Source organism: Pseudomonas bharatica CSV86 (genome assembly GCF_000319305.2).
Lineage (GTDB): Bacteria > Pseudomonadota > Gammaproteobacteria > Pseudomonadales > Pseudomonadaceae > Aquipseudomonas > Aquipseudomonas bharatica.
Genome location: NZ_AMWJ02000001.1, coordinates 1,096,049 through 1,112,800, shown reverse-complemented (window position 1 = coordinate 1,112,800; position 16,752 = coordinate 1,096,049). Strand labels below are relative to the sequence as shown.

At 62.6% G+C, this 16,752-nt stretch carries 14 protein-coding genes and 1 pseudogene; 4 read left to right on the top strand and 11 right to left on the bottom strand.

What is annotated here, in order from left to right:
* Positions 1–44: 44 nt before the first annotated feature.
* The 3 genes and pseudogenes from nagZ to CSV86_RS04925 all read right to left on the bottom strand — a co-directional run bounded on the left by nagZ (position 45) and on the right by CSV86_RS04925 (position 2,347).
* Complete coding sequence (gene nagZ / locus CSV86_RS04935) at positions 45–1,043, bottom strand: beta-N-acetylhexosaminidase (RefSeq protein ID WP_170394692.1); 999 nt, start codon at positions 1,041–1,043, stop codon at positions 45–47.
* Between the two features lie 22 nt (positions 1,044–1,065).
* A pseudogene (locus CSV86_RS04930) lies at positions 1,066–1,589 on the bottom strand (L,D-transpeptidase family protein).
* A gap of 44 nt (positions 1,590–1,633) precedes the next feature.
* Positions 1,634–2,347: a TetR/AcrR family transcriptional regulator gene (locus CSV86_RS04925; RefSeq protein ID WP_009404624.1), complete on the bottom strand. Its 714-nt coding sequence runs from the start codon at positions 2,345–2,347 to the stop codon at positions 1,634–1,636.
* Between the two features lie 183 nt (positions 2,348–2,530).
* Here CSV86_RS04925 and lexA point away from each other — a divergent pair, with 183 nt between their 5' ends.
* Together lexA and sulA are read left to right on the top strand one after the other, a co-directional pair.
* Positions 2,531–3,145, top strand: coding sequence for a transcriptional repressor LexA (gene lexA / locus CSV86_RS04920; protein WP_009404623.1), 615 nt, complete (start codon positions 2,531–2,533; stop codon positions 3,143–3,145).
* 12 nt (positions 3,146–3,157) lie between these two features.
* Complete coding sequence (gene sulA / locus CSV86_RS04915) at positions 3,158–3,631, top strand: SOS-induced cell division inhibitor SulA (protein ID WP_009404622.1); 474 nt, start codon at positions 3,158–3,160, stop codon at positions 3,629–3,631.
* A 53-nt stretch (positions 3,632–3,684) separates the two neighbouring features.
* Here sulA and CSV86_RS04910 read toward each other — a convergent pair whose 3' ends face one another.
* From CSV86_RS04910 to CSV86_RS04880, 7 genes are all read right to left on the bottom strand, one after another.
* Positions 3,685–3,921, bottom strand: a complete 237-nt coding sequence (locus tag CSV86_RS04910) for a hypothetical protein (RefSeq protein ID WP_009404620.1) — start codon at positions 3,919–3,921, stop codon at positions 3,685–3,687.
* A gap of 51 nt (positions 3,922–3,972) precedes the next feature.
* Positions 3,973–4,494, bottom strand: coding sequence for a DUF6586 family protein (locus tag CSV86_RS04905; protein ID WP_009404618.1), 522 nt, complete (start codon positions 4,492–4,494; stop codon positions 3,973–3,975).
* A 247-nt stretch (positions 4,495–4,741) separates the two neighbouring features.
* Positions 4,742–7,351, bottom strand: coding sequence for a type I DNA topoisomerase (gene topA, locus CSV86_RS04900; protein WP_009404616.1), 2,610 nt, complete (start codon positions 7,349–7,351; stop codon positions 4,742–4,744).
* Between the two features lie 100 nt (positions 7,352–7,451).
* On the bottom strand, positions 7,452–7,703 hold the full coding sequence (locus CSV86_RS04895) for a DUF1653 domain-containing protein (protein WP_009404614.1): 252 nt from the start codon (positions 7,701–7,703) through the stop codon (positions 7,452–7,454).
* A 73-nt stretch (positions 7,704–7,776) separates the two neighbouring features.
* Positions 7,777–8,952: an acetyl-CoA C-acyltransferase FadA gene (gene fadA / locus CSV86_RS04890; protein ID WP_009404612.1), complete on the bottom strand. Its 1,176-nt coding sequence runs from the start codon at positions 8,950–8,952 to the stop codon at positions 7,777–7,779.
* Positions 8,953–8,983: 31 nt separating this feature from the next.
* Complete coding sequence (fadB, locus tag CSV86_RS04885; RefSeq protein WP_009404610.1) at positions 8,984–11,131, bottom strand: fatty acid oxidation complex subunit alpha FadB; 2,148 nt, start codon at positions 11,129–11,131, stop codon at positions 8,984–8,986.
* A gap of 469 nt (positions 11,132–11,600) precedes the next feature.
* On the bottom strand, positions 11,601–12,038 hold the full coding sequence (locus tag CSV86_RS04880) for a hypothetical protein (RefSeq protein ID WP_009404608.1): 438 nt from the start codon (positions 12,036–12,038) through the stop codon (positions 11,601–11,603).
* A 110-nt stretch (positions 12,039–12,148) separates the two neighbouring features.
* On the opposite strand from CSV86_RS04880, the gene CSV86_RS04875 reads away from it, so the two are divergent.
* The gene (locus tag CSV86_RS04875) at positions 12,149–12,592 is read left to right on the top strand and encodes a universal stress protein (RefSeq protein ID WP_009404606.1); all 444 of its coding nucleotides are present in this window, start codon (positions 12,149–12,151) and stop codon (positions 12,590–12,592) included.
* A gap of 35 nt (positions 12,593–12,627) precedes the next feature.
* On the opposite strand, the gene CSV86_RS04870 is transcribed toward CSV86_RS04875, so the two are convergent.
* Entirely contained in the window at positions 12,628–14,553 is a 1,926-nt protein-coding gene (locus CSV86_RS04870; protein WP_009404604.1) for an ATP-binding cassette domain-containing protein, read from the bottom strand.
* A 205-nt stretch (positions 14,554–14,758) separates the two neighbouring features.
* Here CSV86_RS04870 and CSV86_RS04865 point away from each other — a divergent pair, with 205 nt between their 5' ends.
* On the top strand, positions 14,759–16,684 hold the full coding sequence (locus CSV86_RS04865) for a transglycosylase SLT domain-containing protein (protein ID WP_009404602.1): 1,926 nt from the start codon (positions 14,759–14,761) through the stop codon (positions 16,682–16,684).
* Positions 16,685–16,752: the final 68 nt, after the last annotated feature.

The window sequence follows — 16,752 nt, the reverse complement described above, 5'->3', positions numbered from 1 at the left end:
GTGGGAGCTGGCTTGCCAGCGATGAGGCCCTGGAATTCGCTACATCAATCGACCAATTGCGCCTGCTTCAAAGCCCCCAGCGCCTCCAGCCAGCGCGGTTGCTCACGATAATCGGTGCGAGCGAAGCCCTGCCCGCGCATCCGCGCAATCCGCGGCGACGGCGTTACGTTCATCCGCTGCGCCGCACTCAACGCCAGCTCGGCCGCAGCACGATCGTTGCACACCAGCCCCATATCACAGCCGGCACTCAGCGCCGCTTCGATCCGGCCCGCCGCATCGCCTACCACGTGGGCGCCGGCCATGGACAGGTCATCGCTGAAGATCACGCCATCGAAGCCCAGCTCGCCGCGCAGGATTTCCTGCAGCCAACGGCGGGAGAAACCAGCGGGCTGGTTGTCGATCTGCGGGTAGATGACATGGGCCGGCATCACAGCTGCCAACTGGCCGCTGAGCCGGGTGAACGGCACCAGGTCGGCAGCTCGGATCTGCTCCAGGCTGCGCTCGTCGGTAGGGATCGCGACATGGGAGTCGGCCTCGGCCCAGCCGTGACCGGGGAAGTGCTTGCCACAAGCCGCCATGCCGGCGGCGTTCATGCCACGGATAAAGGCGCCGGCCAGGGCCGTCGCACGTAGTGGATCCCCCTCGAACGCGCGGCTGCCGACTACGGCACTGCGCTGGTGATCGAGGTCCAGCACCGGCGCGAAGCTCAGGTCCAGCCCCACTGCCAGCACTTCGGTCGCCATCAGCCAGCCGCACTGCTCGGCGAGGTACTCGGCATTGTCGTTATCGGCGATGGCGCGCATTGCCGGCAGGCGCACGAAGCCCTGGCGCAGGCGCTGGACACGGCCGCCTTCCTGGTCCACGGCGAGGATCAGGTCCGGGCGAATGGCGCGGATCGACGCGGTCAGCTCGCGCACCTGGCGCGGGCTGTCGATGTTGCGGGCGAAGATGATCAGGCCGGCCACTTCGGGCTGGCGCAGGAGATGGCGGTCTTCGGCGGTCAGCCAGGTACCGGCGATATCCACCATCAGGGAGCCTTGCAGGCTGGCAGTCATGAATGATCCTTCAGTTAAGGGGCGCGCCTGCCCACTGCGGGCAGGCGACTTCTTCGATTCGTACCGGGCAGTGCGCCGGAACCTGGTCGAACAGCTTCAACAGGTCGACATTGCGCAGGCGGATGCAGCCATGGGACAACGGCACGCCCATGGGCTCGGAGTCCGGCGTGCCGTGCAGATAGATGTAGCGGCGGAAGGTATCGACCGCCCCAGGCGATTGCGGCCGGGCTCGCAGCCGCTCAGCCAGAGAATGCGGGTCAGGATCCAGTCGCGGCCGGGAAACTGCTCGTGCAGCTCGGGGCTCCAGGTTTCACCGGTCCAGCGTCGGCCGCGCAGCACCGCACCTTGTGGCAGGCCGGCACCGATCTTCGCCCGCACTTGGTGCAGGCCACGCGGCGTACAGCCAGAACCGTTGCGTTCACCCGGGCCGTTGAGCGCCGTGGACACCGGCAGGCGCACGACCAGGCGCCCTTGGGCGAAGCCATACAGGGCCTGGTCGGCGAGGGAAATATGCAGCAGATCGAGAGTAGACATGGGGCGCTAGCTTAGCCGAAGCCAGGCGTCGCGCCCAGTCGCAATCAGGCCTTGGCCGGAGCCGGCGTACCGGTCGACTTGCTGCGCGGGCGCAGTTGCGCTGCGGCCATGGCATCGTCGGTGACGCCGCTGTCGGCACGCATGCCGGCGGCGAGGAACGGCACCATCAGGCGCATCACCTGTTCGATGGAGGTGTTGACGCCGAAATCGGTCTCGGCGATCGCCCGCAACGCCTTGATCCCGGACATGCTGAACGCCGCGGCGCCGAGCATGAAGTGCACGCGCCAGAACAGTTCGATCGGGGGAATACGCGGGGCTGCCTCGTTGACCAGCAGCATGTAGCGGCGGAAGACCTTGCCGTACATGTCCTCCAGATAACGCCGAAGGTGCCCCTGGCTCTCGCTGAAGGCCAGGCCCAGCAAGCGCATGAAGATGGACAGGTCGTTGCCGCTGCGCGGCTGTACCACCAGTGCCTGCTCCACCAGCATTTCAAGGAGCTCTTCGAGGCTTGGCTTGTGCTCGGGGCGCGCCTGGCGCCGGTCCAGTTCGCGTTCGAGGCTTTGGCAGAACGGCCCCAGGAAACGCGAGAAAACCGCCTGGATCAAGGCTTTCTTCGAGCCGAAGTGATAATTGACCGCCGCCAGGTTGACCCCGGCCTTGCTGGTGATCAGGCGCAGCGAGGTTTCGGCGAAGCCTTTTTCCGCGAACAGCTGCTCTGCAGCATCAAGAATGCGTTCGACGGTTTCCGATTGGGCCATGAAATGATCTACCTGACAAACAGTTGTTTGAAACATACGTTTCATCCACGTGACTGTCAAGTCAGAGGGCGCTATTAGAGCACAGCCGCCCCGCTTTTTCTTACCGCCTGTAGCCTGAGGCTTGCAGCAGCCAATCTACTGTATATAATCCCAGTCACTGTATAAAAAGACAGAGCCATCGACATGCTAAAACTGACGCCACGCCAAGCTGAGATTCTGGCTTTTATCAAGCGCTGCCTGGAAGACAACGGCTTCCCTCCCACCCGCGCCGAGATTGCCCAGGAGCTAGGCTTCAAGTCTCCCAATGCTGCCGAAGAGCATCTCAAGGCACTAGCACGCAAGGGTGCGATCGAGATGACGCCGGGCGCATCCCGTGGCATCCGCATCCCCGGTTTCGAAGCCCGTCCGCAGCAGGACGACAGCTCGCTGCCGATCATCGGCCGGGTCGCCGCCGGCGCTCCCATCCTCGCGGAGCAGCACATTGAGGAGTCCTGCGCCATCAACCCTTCCTTCTTCCATCCTCGCGCCGACTACCTGTTGCGGGTACACGGCATGAGCATGAAGGACGTCGGCATCTTCGATGGCGACCTTCTCGCCGTGCACACCGCCCGCGAAGCGCGCAATGGGCAGATCGTCGTAGCCCGCCTGGGTGACGAAGTCACGGTCAAGCGCTTCAAACGTGAAGGCAGCAAGGTTTGGCTGATCGCGGAAAATCCCGAATTCGCCCCCATCGAGGTCAACCTGAAGGAACAGGACCTGGTGATCGAGGGGTTGAGCGTCGGCGTCATTCGCCGGTAACCAGGAGGCGTCATGCAGTTTACCCACACACCACAGCAAGCACAGTTACCCCTGTTCGAGGCATTCCTGGCCCAGCCTGCGCTGCCTGGACTCAAAGCGGAAAAGCCTGCGCGTTCCAGCAATGAACCGCAGGTCTTCAGCGAGTTGTCTTTCCGTGGTGCGCTGGAGCACTGCCAGAACCTGCTGGCACCGGTCCTGCGAGAGTTGAGCGAGGAAGAAGATGCGCGCTGGCTGACGCTGATCGCACCACCTGCCAGCCTCACCCAGGCCTGGCTGCGTGATGCCGGGCTGAACCGCGAACGCATCCTGATCCTGCAACCCCGTGGCAACCAGAGCGCCCTGCAACTGGCCTGCGACGCCCTGCGCCTGGGCCGCAGCCACACCGTGGTGAGCTGGCTGACCCCACTTGGCAGCGCAGCACGGCAACAACTGACCCGTGCCGCCAACGTCGGAAGCGCGCAGAGCCTGAACATTCGCCTAGGTTAACCGCTACGACGCCGAACATCCGGCTTCCTCATTGCGAGGAAGCCCGGCCAGTCTCAGTGAAGGACGCGCGGTCCTTCGTCTTCCCGCTCGATCTCACCTTCCACCAAACGCCCCGCCATCTGCACGCCAACGCTGAGCATGGCCTTCGCCACCTCGACATGCTGGCCCTGCAGGAACGCCTTGGCGTCTTCGGAAAAACTCAGGGTAACCAGGGAACCCTCGTCCTCGGCACGGCGCAGTTCGATGCGACCGTCTGGCAATTCGACAATTTCTAGAAAGGACGTGGGCATATCAGCAGAGGTCTCCAGGAAAGGGCGATATTGTAACAGTGCCGGTCACAATCAGCACTCACTCAAACCCTCGCGGAAACGCACGGTCAGCTTCTTCAGGTTTTGCCGCCATTCCTCCAGTTCCTCACGGGAAAGCGGCGCGACAGCAGGCTCGTCAAGGTTGACGGCCTGAATCAGCGGCTGGGTGACGTCGCCTTTGGGCGCTTTATTGGCGACCGGCGGTTTGAACAAATCGGAATAAGCTTTCAACAAACGCGCCAACCAGGTTTCCGGCTGTTGGGCCAGTTCTACCAGCTCGGCCATTTCCGGGATTGCGATGCTTTCCAGAACCTGCGGGGTCAACAGTTGCTCGGCGCGGGACGCATTGGCCTCTGGCAGGCGATAAAACCCGGCGATCTCATGGCACAGCCCCAGCAATGCACCGTACAGGTGGAACAGCGCCGACTCCCTCTCGGCCTGGACCAGCGCCTGGGCATTCATGGCCCGGCTTTCCTGCGCCTTGCCCAGGCCTTCCAGGGCCAGGCCGGCGAAGAAGATTTTCTGATTGGTGCGGGTGTAGAGTTCCTGGGCCATTGAGGCGCTCTCCGGTAGGGCTGCGAGGCGGGGTCTGTCAGTTTCGGGGAAGCTTCGGCCCTGTGCAAGGATCTGTAAGCTATTTCGTACTTTCGGGCCCTATCGCTGGCAAGCCAGCTCCCACAGGGTTCGCGGCGCACACAAAACCTGTGGGAGCTGGCTTGCCAGCGATGAGGCCCGGAAGAACAAACAAAAAGGCCGCGCCTGACATCGTCAGCCGCGGCCTCCACATTACCCGTCGAAGCGCTTAGCGCTTGTCCTCGACCTTCCACGCCTTGCCGTCATAGAACGCGCGCCAGCCGGTCGGCTTGCCGTCCACTTCGGTCTGCACGTACTGCTCCTTGGTCTTGCGGCTGTAGCGAATCACCGCCGGGCGACCCTCAGGGTCCTTCTGCGGTGCGTCGCAGAGGAAGTGGTACTTCGGATCGATCTCATGCTTGTGCGGGATGATCTCCAGCACCAGTGGCGCCCGGGTCTCGCGGTTCTTCGGGAACTGGCTGGCCGCCAGGAACAGGCCCGAGGCGCCGTCGCGCAACACATAGGTGTCGTTGACCTTCTCGCACTTGAGCTCCGGCATATCCACCTTGTCCATCTTCGGTGGTGCCGCCTCGCCGTTCTTGAGCAACTTGCGGGTGTTCTTGCACTCGGGATTGGTGCAACCGAAGAACTTGCCGAATCGGCCGGTCTTGAGCTGCATCTCGCTACCGCATTTGTCGCATTCCAGGCTCGGGCCTTCGTAGCCCTTGATCCGGTAGTTGCCCTCCTCGATCTCGTAGCCAGGGCAGTCCGGATTGTTGCCGCAGATATGCAGCTTGTGTTTTTCGTCCAGCAGGTAAGCGTCCATCGCCGTCGAACAGATCGGGCAACGATGCTTGCCGCGCAACACACGAGACTCCGATTCACCCTCGTCATCCGCAGCGATCTCGTCGCCCGGCACCAGGTTGACCGTGGCCTTGCAGCGCTCCTTCGGTGGCAGGCTATAGCCCGAGCAGCCGAGGAACACGCCGGTGGAGGCGGTACGGATCATCATGTGGCGGCCGCATTCCTTGCATGGAATGTCGGTGGGGGTCGGCTGGTTGGCACGCATGCCGTTTTCGCTGGATTCGGCAGCCTGCAACTTCTTGCTGAAGTCCCCGTAGAACTCGTCCAGCACGTTCTTCCAGTCGCGTTCGCCCTGGGCAACGTCGTCGAGGTTCTCCTCCATGTCGGCGGTGAAGCCGTAGTCCATCAGATTGGAGAAGCTCTCGGACAGGCGCTCGGTAACGATGTCGCCCATCTTTTCGGAATAGAAGCGGCGGTTGTGCAGCGTCACGTAGCCGCGGTCCTGGATGGTGGAAATGATCGCGGCATAGGTCGATGGACGGCCGATGCCGCGTTTTTCCATTTCCTTGACCAGGCTGGCCTCGGAGTAGCGCGCCGGCGGCTTGGTGAAATGCTGGCTCGGATCCAGCTGGATCAGCTTGAGCACTTCACCCTGGTTCATTTCCGGCAGGACATCGTCTTCGCCCGGCTTGCTCTGTTGCGGCAGCACGCGGGTATAACCATCGAACTTGAGGATGCGCCCTTTGGCTCGCAGCTCGAAATCACCAGCAGCGACGCTGACGGTGGTCGACAGGTATTGCGCAGGCGGCATCTGGCAGGCGAGGAACTGGCGCCAGATCAGCTCGTACAGGCGCTCGGCATCACGCTCCATACCGCTGAGCTTGCTCGGATGGATGTTGACGTCGGAAGGACGAATCGCTTCGTGCGCCTCCTGGGCGCCTTCCTTGCTGCCATAGACGATCGGCGCATCGGGCAGGTATTTCTTGCCGAACTCGCTCTCGATGTAGCTGCGCGCCATTTCCACGGCGTCGGTCGACAGGTTCGTCGAGTCGGTACGCATATAGGTGATGTAGCCGGCTTCATACAGCCGCTGCGCCATCATCATGGTCTTCTTCACCCCGAAGCCGAGACGGTTGCTCGCCGCCTGCTGCAAGGTCGAGGTAATGAACGGTGCCGAAGGCTTGGAGCTGGTCGGCCGGTCTTCACGCTTGGCCACGCTGTAGGAAGAGGCCTTGAGCTTGTCCAGCGCCGCCATGGCCTGGGCTTCGTTCAGCGGCTTGAACGCCTCACCCTTCTCGCGGGCGACTTCGAAGCGCACCTTGGCGTTCTTCGCGGTACCGAGGTCGGCGTGGACCTCCCAGTACTCCTCGGGAATGAAGGCGCGGATCTCGCGCTCACGCTCGACCACCAGCTTCACCGCCACCGATTGCACCCGGCCAGCGGACAGGCCACGGGCGATCTTGGCCCAGAGCAGTGGCGAGACCATGTAGCCAACTACGCGGTCGAGGAAGCGCCGCGCCTGCTGGGCATTGACCCGGTCGATATCGAGGTCGCCCGGTTGCGAGAAGGCTTCCTGGATGGCCTTCTTGGTGATTTCGTTGAACACCACGCGCTTGTAGCGGCTGTCGTCACCACCGATGGCTTCGCGCAGGTGCCAGGCGATGGCCTCCCCTTCGCGGTCCAAGTCGGTTGCGAGATAGATGGTGTCGGCATCCTTGGCCAACCGACGCAGTTCGTCGATGACCTTCTCCTTGCCCGGGAGAATCTCGTACTTGGCCTTCCAGCCGTGATCCGGATCCACGCCCATGCGCGCAACCAGCTGCTTGCGCGCCTTTTCCTTGGGCGACAGCGCCGGCGCTTCACCGGCAGCCTTGCCGCGCTTGGCGGCCGGTTCCTTGGTGGCACTGGCCGAACCGCTGGTGGGCAGGTCGCGGATATGGCCGATACTCGACTTCACCACGTACTGGTTGCCCAGGTACTTGTTGATGGTCTTGGCCTTAGCCGGGGATTCCACAATGACCAGCGATTTGCCCATGGATCGGAAAATTCCTGAATATCGAAATAAAAAACACGCCAGGCACCTGACGCGGCACCGCTATATATAGTGGCTATAGAATGAGGTCAAGCACGGGAGTTCAGCCGCCTGCGCCATCCGGTCGCGAAAACAGCGTCGCTTCGGCCTCGACCAAAGCAAAGCGTGGGACTTGCTCCCCGTCAACTTCCACCGACTCGAGAAACATCGACAACGGCCGTACCCACAGGCCGAATTCGCCGTACAACGCCTGGTAGAAGACTACCCATTCCTCGCTTTCGGAATGCCGCGCAGTGCCGAAGACACGGTACTCAGGCCCTTTGTAATGCCGGTATACGCCTGGTTGTATCTGCATGCCGCTGGCCCTCCTGAAAAAATCCGAAAAAACAAAAACCGGGGCACCAGGCCCGGTTTGGTCAACCACGCGATCAGACGCGCTCGAAGACCGTGGTGATGCCTTGGCCGAGGCCGACGCACATGGTCGAAACGCCAAGGGTACCGCCGTTCTGCTTCATGACGTTGAGCAGCGTACCGGAAATACGCGCGCCCGAGCAGCCGAACGGGTGACCCAGGGCGATCGCGCCGCCGTGCAGGTTAACCTTCTCATCCATCTTGTCGAGCACTTTCAGATCCTTCAGCACTGGCAGGGCCTGGGCGGCGAAGGCTTCGTTGAGCTCGATGAAGTCGATGTCGGCAATGCTCAGACCTGCGCGCTTGAGCGCTTTCTGGGTCGCCGGGACCGGGCCGTAGCCCATGATCGCCGGGTCCACGCCAGCCACCGCCATGGAGCGGATCACCGCCAGCGGCTGGATGCCCAGGTCCTTGGCGCGCTGGGCCGACATGACGATCATGCACGAAGCGCCGTCGGTGATCTGCGACGAGGTACCGGCAGTCACGGTGCCGCCTTTCGGGTTGAAGGCAGGCTTCAGCGCCGCGAGGCTTTCCAGGGTGGTGTCCGGGCGAATGGTTTCATCGTAGTCGAAGACCTTGAGGAAACCGTTCTCGTCGTAGCCCTGCATCGGGATGATCTCGTCCTTGAACTTGCCTTCCACGGTCGCCTTGTGGGCGAGCTGGTGCGAGCGCAGGCCGAACAGGTCCTGTTGCTCACGGCTGATGCCGTGCATCTTGCCGAGCATCTCGGCAGTCAGGCCCATCATGCCCGAGGCCTTGGCGGCGTACAGGGACATGTGCGGGTTCGGGTCGACCCCGTGCATCATGCTGACGTGGCCCATGTGCTCGACACCACCGACGACGAAGACATCACCGTTGCCGGTCATGATCGCCTGGGCGGCGGTATGCAGGGCGCTCATCGACGAGCCGCACAGGCGGCTGACGGTCTGGCCGGCGGCGGTGTGCGGGATCTGGGTCATCAGCGACGCCATGCGCGCGATGTTCCAGCCCTGTTCCAGGGTCTGGTTGACGCAGCCCCAGATCACGTCCTCGACTTCGGCCGGGTCGATCTTGGCGTTGCGTTCCAGCACCTTGCTGATCAGGTGCGCGGACATGTCTTCGGCGCGGGTATTGCGGTGCATGCCACCCTTGGAGCGGCCCATCGGCGTGCGACCGAAGTCGACAATCACCACGTCTCTTGGATTCAGGCTCATATATTTACTCTCGCTCTATACCGTTGGGCGCTTAACCGAAGAAGCGCTGGCCGTTCTTGGCCATCTCACGCAGCTTCGCGGTGGGGTGGTACAGCGGGCCCAGATCGGCGTACTTGTCTGCCAGGGCCACGAACTCGGCTACACCGATGGAATCGATGTAGCGCAGCGCGCCGCCACGGAAGGGAGGGAAACCGATGCCGTAGACCAGGCCCATGTCGGCCTCGGCTGCGGTTTCGACGATGCCGTCTTCGAGGCAGCGCACGGTTTCCAGGCAAAGCGGGACCATCATCCAGTTGATGATGTCTTCGTCGCTGACCTCGCGCTGCTCGTAGACCACCGGCTTGAGCACTTCCAGCACCGAGGCATCGGCGACTTTCTTCGGCTTGCCGCGCTTGTCGGTTTCGTAGGCGTAGAAGCCCTTGCCGTTCTTCTGGCCGAGGCGATTGGCCTCGTACAGGGCGTCGACGGCGGAGCGACGATCGTCCTTCATGCGGTCCGGGAAGCCTTCAGCCATCACGTCGCGACCATGGTGACCGGTGTCGATGCCGACCACGTCCATCAGGTACGCCGGGCCCATCGGCCAGCCGAACTTTTCCATGACCTTGTCGATGCGTACGAAGTCAACGCCGGCGCTGACCAGCTTGGCAAAGCCGCCGAAGTACGGGAACAGCACGCGGTTGACCAGGAAGCCCGGGCAGTCGTTGACCACGATCGGGTTCTTGCCCATCTTCTTGGCGTAGGCAACGGTGGTAGCCACCGCCACTTCGCTGGACTTCTCGCCACGGATCACTTCCACCAGCGGCATCATGTGCACCGGGTTGAAGAAGTGCATGCCAACGAAGTTTTCCGGGCGCTTGAGTGCCTTGGCCAGCAGGTTGATGGAGATGGTCGAGGTGTTCGAGGCAAGGATCGCATCGTCCTTGACCTGGGCTTCCACCTCGGCCAGCACCGCTTGCTTGACCTTCGGGTTCTCGACCACGGCTTCGACGACGATGTCGACATTGGCGAAGTCGCCGTAGGACAGGGTCGGACGAATCGCGTTCAGGGCCTCGGCCATTTTTGCAGGCGTCAGGCGGCCTTTCTCGACACGCTTGCCGAGCAGCTTGGACGCTTCGTTCAGGCCGAGCTGGATGGCTTCCTCGCGGATGTCCTTCATCAGGATCGGCGTGCCCTTGACCGCGGACTGGTAGGCGATGCCGCCGCCCATGATGCCGGCGCCGAGCACGGCTGCCTGCTTCACGTCGTGGGCGATCTCGTCATGGGCCTTGGCCTTGCGCTTGAGTTCCTGGTCATTGAGGAACAGACCGATCAGGCTTTCGGCTACCGAGGTCTTGGCCAGCTTGGCAAAGCCGGCGGCTTCCACTTCGATGGCCTTGTCGCGACCGAAGTTGGCGGCCTTCTGGATGGTCTTGATCGCTTCGACCGGCGCCGGGTAGTTCGGGCCGGCCTGGCCAGCGACGAAGCCCTTGGCGGTTTCGAAGGCCATCATCTGTTCGATGGCGTTGAGCTTGAGCTTTTCCAGCTTCGGCTGGCGCTTGGCCTTGTGATCGAACTCGCCGCTGATGGCACGTTTGATCAGGTCCAGGGCCGCTTCGCCGAGTTTCTCAGGAGCAACCACGGCATCGACCGCGCCCACTTTCAGGGCGTCTTCGGCGCGGTTTTCCTTGCCGGAGGCGATCCACTCGACCGCGTTGTCGGCACCGATCAGGCGCGGCAGGCGCACGGTACCGCCGAAGCCCGGGTAGATACCCAGCTTGACTTCAGGCAGGCCGATCTTGGCAGTGGTGGACATCACGCGGAAGTCGGCCGCCAGGCACATCTCCAGGCCGCCACCCAGGGCGATGCCGTTGATGGCGACGACGGTCGGCACCTCGAGGTCTTCGAAGTCGCTGAAGATGCGGTTGGCTTCCAGGTTGCCGGCGATCAGCTCGGCCTCGGGCAGCTTGAAGTTGTCGACGAATTCGGTGATGTCGGCACCGACGATGAACACGTCCTTGCCACTGCTGACAATCACGCCCTTGATCGAAGCGTCGGCCTTGATGGTATCCACCGCCTGACGCAGTTCGTTCAGGGTAAGACGGTTGAATTTGTTGACGGACTCACCCTTGAGGTCGAACTTCAGTTCGACGATGCCGCTTTCAAGAGCCTTAACCGTGATGGCTTTACCTTCGTAAATCATCAACTGATCTCCACGATATGGAAGCTGAACTGTACACGCTGACCGCTTTTGTTCTGTTTCAGACCTGACCGGCAGCGTGATAGTCGGGATTCTGTACGAGCTTTCTTACAATACAAACGCTCAATTCATACGCCCGTTTGATTGGGGTGTGCACACATTCAACGAAAAGATGATCTTTGTCAAACCCCCAAAAGCACTGGCGAAAAGCGACCTTGCAGTCAGTTCTGTACGGCTTTTGAGCAACAGCGCATGACGGTGATCGGCGATCATTCACGTAAGCGATAGACGCCCCTGGCGGGAAATCGATCCAGCGGGGTAAACAGGGTGGGAGGAGAAAAAAGAAGGGAATTTGCCGCGCGCGAAGATGAATTGCCCACTACACTGCGAACTACTGAACTACCTCCCGGCCTGCCTGGCCTTTTTTTCAGCAGCGTAACGCAGCCCGCCCGGATGCCCGGGCGGGCTTTTTTCATGCCAGGTTTTGCAGCACCTGAGCAACATCCTGCAATACAGCAGCGTCCTCGCGTTCGCCCCAGCACAGGGCGATCATCTGCGTGCCGGCTTCGGCTTTGTAGACGCTGGCCGGCAAGCGCTTGAGCTGCTCCAGCACGCGCTCGTCAACGCAGGGCTCACGCCACTGGTCGAGCCAGACACCCGGCTCGGTCTGCCAGTAGCTCCAGGTATCCGCACTGCCCTTGCGCCGCGCCCGGTGGTACTGCGCGCAGGTCGCCGGCGGCTCGTGCGGCAGCCAGTGCGGCCAGGTCTGTGGCGCCAGTTGCATGTTCATGCCCATGCGCCGCGCCTCCAAGCGCAACGCCATGCGCCCGCTCATGCGCCGGGACGGCAGCAGCCAGGCCAGGGGGCTGAGAATCAGCGCAAGGATTGACACAACTACCCAGACCGTCATATCTGTTATTCCTATCAACACGTTACCGATGAGCGGGTTAGCCGCAGCTGGATGCGATCAGCCTGAAACGGGCCATACTTTCTTTATTACGATTGTCAGGAGAACCTCTCATGCCCTACGAACACATTCTGGTTGCCGTCGACCTGACCGAAGAATGCGATCCGGTCATCAAGCGCGCCCGCGAGCTGGCCGGCCCGAGCAATGCCAAGGTGTCGCTGGTGCATATCGTCGAGCCGATGGCCATGGCCTTTGGCGGCGACGTGCCGATGGACCTGTCGCAACTGCAACAGCAGCAGTTCGACCAGGCCAAGGAGCGCATGGATCGCCTGTTCAACAAGTATCCGGAGATCAATCGCGGCGACTCGCACCTGACCTATGGCCAACCTCGCCAGGAAATCCACCAACTGGCCAAGGACCAGCGTTGCGACCTGATCGTGGTCGGCAGCCATGGCCGCCACGGCCTGGCCCTGCTGCTCGGCTCGACTGCCAACGATGTGCTGCATGGTGCGCCGTGCGATGTACTGGCGGTTCGCTTGCAGAAGAAAGCCGACTGACAGGTTTGGGGCCGCTTTGCGGCCCCATTCCTTTATTAGCTATCCAGCTCTGCCCAACGCTCCACCAACACATCCAGCTCCGCCTGCATGCTCTCCAGGCTGGCCAGCACCTTGACGGTGTGGTCGATGGGCTTCTGGTAGAAGCCCGGGTCGGAGATTTCCTGCTGCACCGCAGCGATCTTCTCTTCCAGTTCGTCGATCTGCCCGGGCAGGGCCTCCAGCTCGCGTTGCAGCTTGTAGCTGAGTTTCTTCTTCGCTTCCGGCGCCGCAGCGGCAGCGACCGGCGCAGCCTCGGCCACCGGCGCCGCAACCACTGCGCTGTTCAGCTCGGATTTGCCCGACTTGCTTTCGCTCACCCCCAGCAGACGTGGCGAGCCGCCCTGACGGATCCAGTCCTGGTAACCACCGACGTACTCGCGCACCCGCCCCTCGCCTTCGAAGACCAGCGTGCTGGTCACCACGTTGTCGAGGAAGGCCCGGTCGTGGCTGACCATCAGCACGGTGCCCTTGTAGCCGGACAGCACTTCTTCCAGCAGTTCGAGGGTTTCCACGTCGAGGTCGTTGGTCGGTTCGTCGAGGACCAGCAGGTTGGCCGGCTTGCTGAACAGCTTGGCCAGCAGCAACCGCGCGCGCTCGCCCCCGGACAGTGCCTTGACCGGGGTGCGCGCACGCTGCGGGCTGAACAGGAAGTCGCCCAGGTAGCTGAGCACATGGCGGCTCTGGCCATCGATCTCGATGAAGTCCCGGCCTTCGGCCAGGTTGTCGATCACGGTCTTTTCCAGTTCCAGCTGGTTGCGCAACTGGTCGAAGTACGCGACCTCGATACGGGTGCCCGCCTCGACCTTGCCGCTGGTCGGCTGCAGATCGCCCAGCATCAGCTTGAGCAGGGTGGTCTTGCCGGTACCGTTGGCACCGAGCAGGCCGATACGGTCCTCGCGCTGCAGGACCATGGAGAAATCCTTGACCAGGGTCGGGCCGCCCGGATGGGCGAAGCTGACGTTCTCCAGCACCATCACCTGCTTGCCGGACTTTTCCGCGGATTCGATCTGGATGTTCGCCTTGCCCTGGCGCTCGCGACGCTCGCTGCGCTCCACGCGCAGGGCCTTCAGTGCGCGCACGCGGCCTTCGTTACGGGTACGCCGGGCCTTGATGCCCTGGCGAATCCACACCTCTTCCTGGGCCAGGCGCTTGTCGAACAGCGCGTTGGCGGTTTCCTCGGCGGCCAGCGCCGCTTCCTTGTGCACCAGGAAGCTGGCGTAGTCGCCGTTCCAGTCGATCAGGCCGCCGCGGTCCAGTTCGAGGATACGGGTGGCCAGGTTCTGCAGGAAGGAACGGTCGTGGGTAATGAACAGCACAGCGCCGGGGAAGCTGCTCAAGGCGTCTTCCAGCCAGGCGATGGCGCCGATATCCAGGTGGTTGGTCGGTTCGTCGAGCAGCAGCAGGTCCGGCTCCGATACCAGGGCCTGCGCCAGCAGCACACGACGGCGCCAGCCACCGGAGAGCTCGGCGAGGGTCTTGTCGGCCGGCAGTTGCAGGCGGCTCAGGGTGCTGTCCACCAGCTGTTGCAGGCGCCAGCCATCACGGGCCTCGAGGTCCTGCTGGACATGCATGAGCTTTTCCAGGTCGGCATCGCTGTGGATGTTCTGGCTCAGATGATGGTATTCGGCAAGCAGTGCGCCGACACCTTGCAGGCCCTCGGCGACCACGTCGAAGACGGTGCGGTCGTCGGCCACTGGCAATTCCTGGGGCAACTCGCCGATCTTCAGGCCGGGGGCGCGCCAGATTTCACCGTCGTCGGGCTTCTGCTCGTCCTTGACCAGGCGCAGCATGCTCGACTTGCCGGTGCCGTTGCGGCCGATGATGCAGACCCGCTCACCACGGGCGATCTGCCAGGACACCTTGTCCAGCAAGGGCATGGTGCCAAAAGCGAGGGACACATCGCTGAATTTGAGCAGGGTCATGTTCTTCTCCATAAAGCGGGCGCGCATTCTACCCGACTTGACCGTCCGACACAGCCTGCACCGGTATCCGCCGGGCGGCGCGCCATTACGTCCGGATGCAAGCACAATGCTTTCATCGACTGCTGGCAAACGGCTAAGCTAAGGCCTGTGAACCCACAGTGCTGGCGACGCCGCCACTCGTTTTGGTCAACTGCCTGGAAGTCTCATGCGCCGCCTGCTCAACCTCGTTTCCTGCCTGCTTCTTTCCGCCTCGGTGGCCGGCATCGCGCAAGCCGCCGATCTTGCCCAACAACGCCAGATGTACGACGAGGCCAAGCGCGCCCTGGCCAAGGGCGACAAGGGTCCGTACCAGCGCTACGCCGCTGCGTTGCAGGACTACCCGCTGGAACCCTACCTCGCCTATGACGAGCTGACCGCCCGCCTGAAAACCGCAAGCAACGCCGAGATCGAAGCGTTCCTGGCGAAAAACGGCGACCTGCCCCAGGCCAACTGGATGAAATTGCGCTGGTTGCGCTGGCTGGCCGAGCGCGGCGACTGGCAGACATTCGTCAAGTACTACGACCCAAAACTGAATTTCACCGAACTGGACTGCCTCAATGGCCAGTACCAACTGGCCCACGGCCTGCGTGCCGAAGGCTATGCCACCGCCGACAAACTCTGGGCCGTGGGCAAGTCGCAGCCGGCCGCCTGCGACGCCTTGTTCGAACGCTGGGCCGCGGAAGGCCAGCTCACCGAGCAGAAACGCTGGCTGCGCACCAAGCTGGCCGCCCAGGCTCGCAACTACGCGCTGGCCAACAACCTGGTGAAAACCCTGCCGACCCTTGGCAACGAAGGGCGGCTGCTGATCGATGTCGCACAAAAGCCGGAACTGCTCAACCAGCCGTCGCGCTTCACCCCGGCCAACGAAGCCATGTCCGACGTGGTCAGCCTCGGCCTGCGTCGCCTGGCCCGCCAGGATCCGGACCGGGCCATGGCGCTGCTCGACGACTACGCCAACCGCATGCACTTCTCGGCAGAAGAGAAAGTTGCCATCGCCCGCGAGATCGGCCTGACTCTGGCCCGTCGTTACGACCCGCGGGCGCTGGACCTGATGACCCGCTACGACCCGCAACTGCGCGACAACACCGTCAGCGAATGGCGCATGCGCCTGCTGCTGCGCCTGGGTCGCTGGGAAGAGGCCTACGAACTGAGCAAGCGCCTGCCCCAGGACCTCGCCAGCAGCAACCGCTGGCGCTACTGGCAGGCGCGCAGCCTGGAACTGGCGCAGCCGCAGAACCCGCAGATTCCGCTGCTGTACAAGACCGTCGCGCGTGAACGTGATTTCTACGGGTTCCTCGCTGCCGACCGTGCGCAAACGCCCTATCAACTGAACAACAAACCGCTGGTGATCAGCCAGCAATTGATGAACAAGGTGCGCAGCACCCCGGGCATCCGGCGTGCCCTTGAATTCCATGCCCGCGGCGAGATCGTCAACGGCCGCCGCGAGTGGTACCACGTCAGCCGGCACTTCAATCGCGACGAAATGGTCGCCCAGGCACGTATCGCCTACGACCTGCGCTGGTACTTCCCGGCCATCCGCACCATCAGCCAGGCGCAATACTGGGATGACCTGGATATCCGCTTCCCCATGGCCCACCGCGATACCCTGGTGCGCGAGGCCAAGGTTCGCGGCCTGCATTCGAGCTGGGTATTCGCGATCACCCGCCAGGAAAGTGCCTTCATGGATGACGCCCGCTCCAGCGTCGGCGCCAGCGGGCTGATGCAATTGATGCCGGCGACGGCCAAGGAGACTGCGCGCAAGTTCAGCATTCCGCTGGCCTCGCCCAGCCAGGTGCAGGATCCGGACAAGAATATCCAGCTGGGCGCGGCCTACCTGAGCCAGGTCCATGGGCAGTTCAACGGCAACCGGGTGCTGGCTTCGGCGGCGTACAACGCCGGGCCTGGCAGGGTACGGCAATGGCTGCGCGGCGCGGATCACCTGAGTTTCGACGTATGGGTCGAATCGATTCCATTCGATGAAACCCGCCAGTACGTACAGAACGTGCTGTCTTATGCGGTGATCTACGGACAGAAGCTCAACTCACCCCAGCCGCTGGTGGATTGGCATGAGCGGTATTTCGATGATCAGTGATGTGTGATTCTTGAAGGCCTCATCGCTGGCAAGCCAGCTCCCACAGGTACTGCATACACTGGACCTGT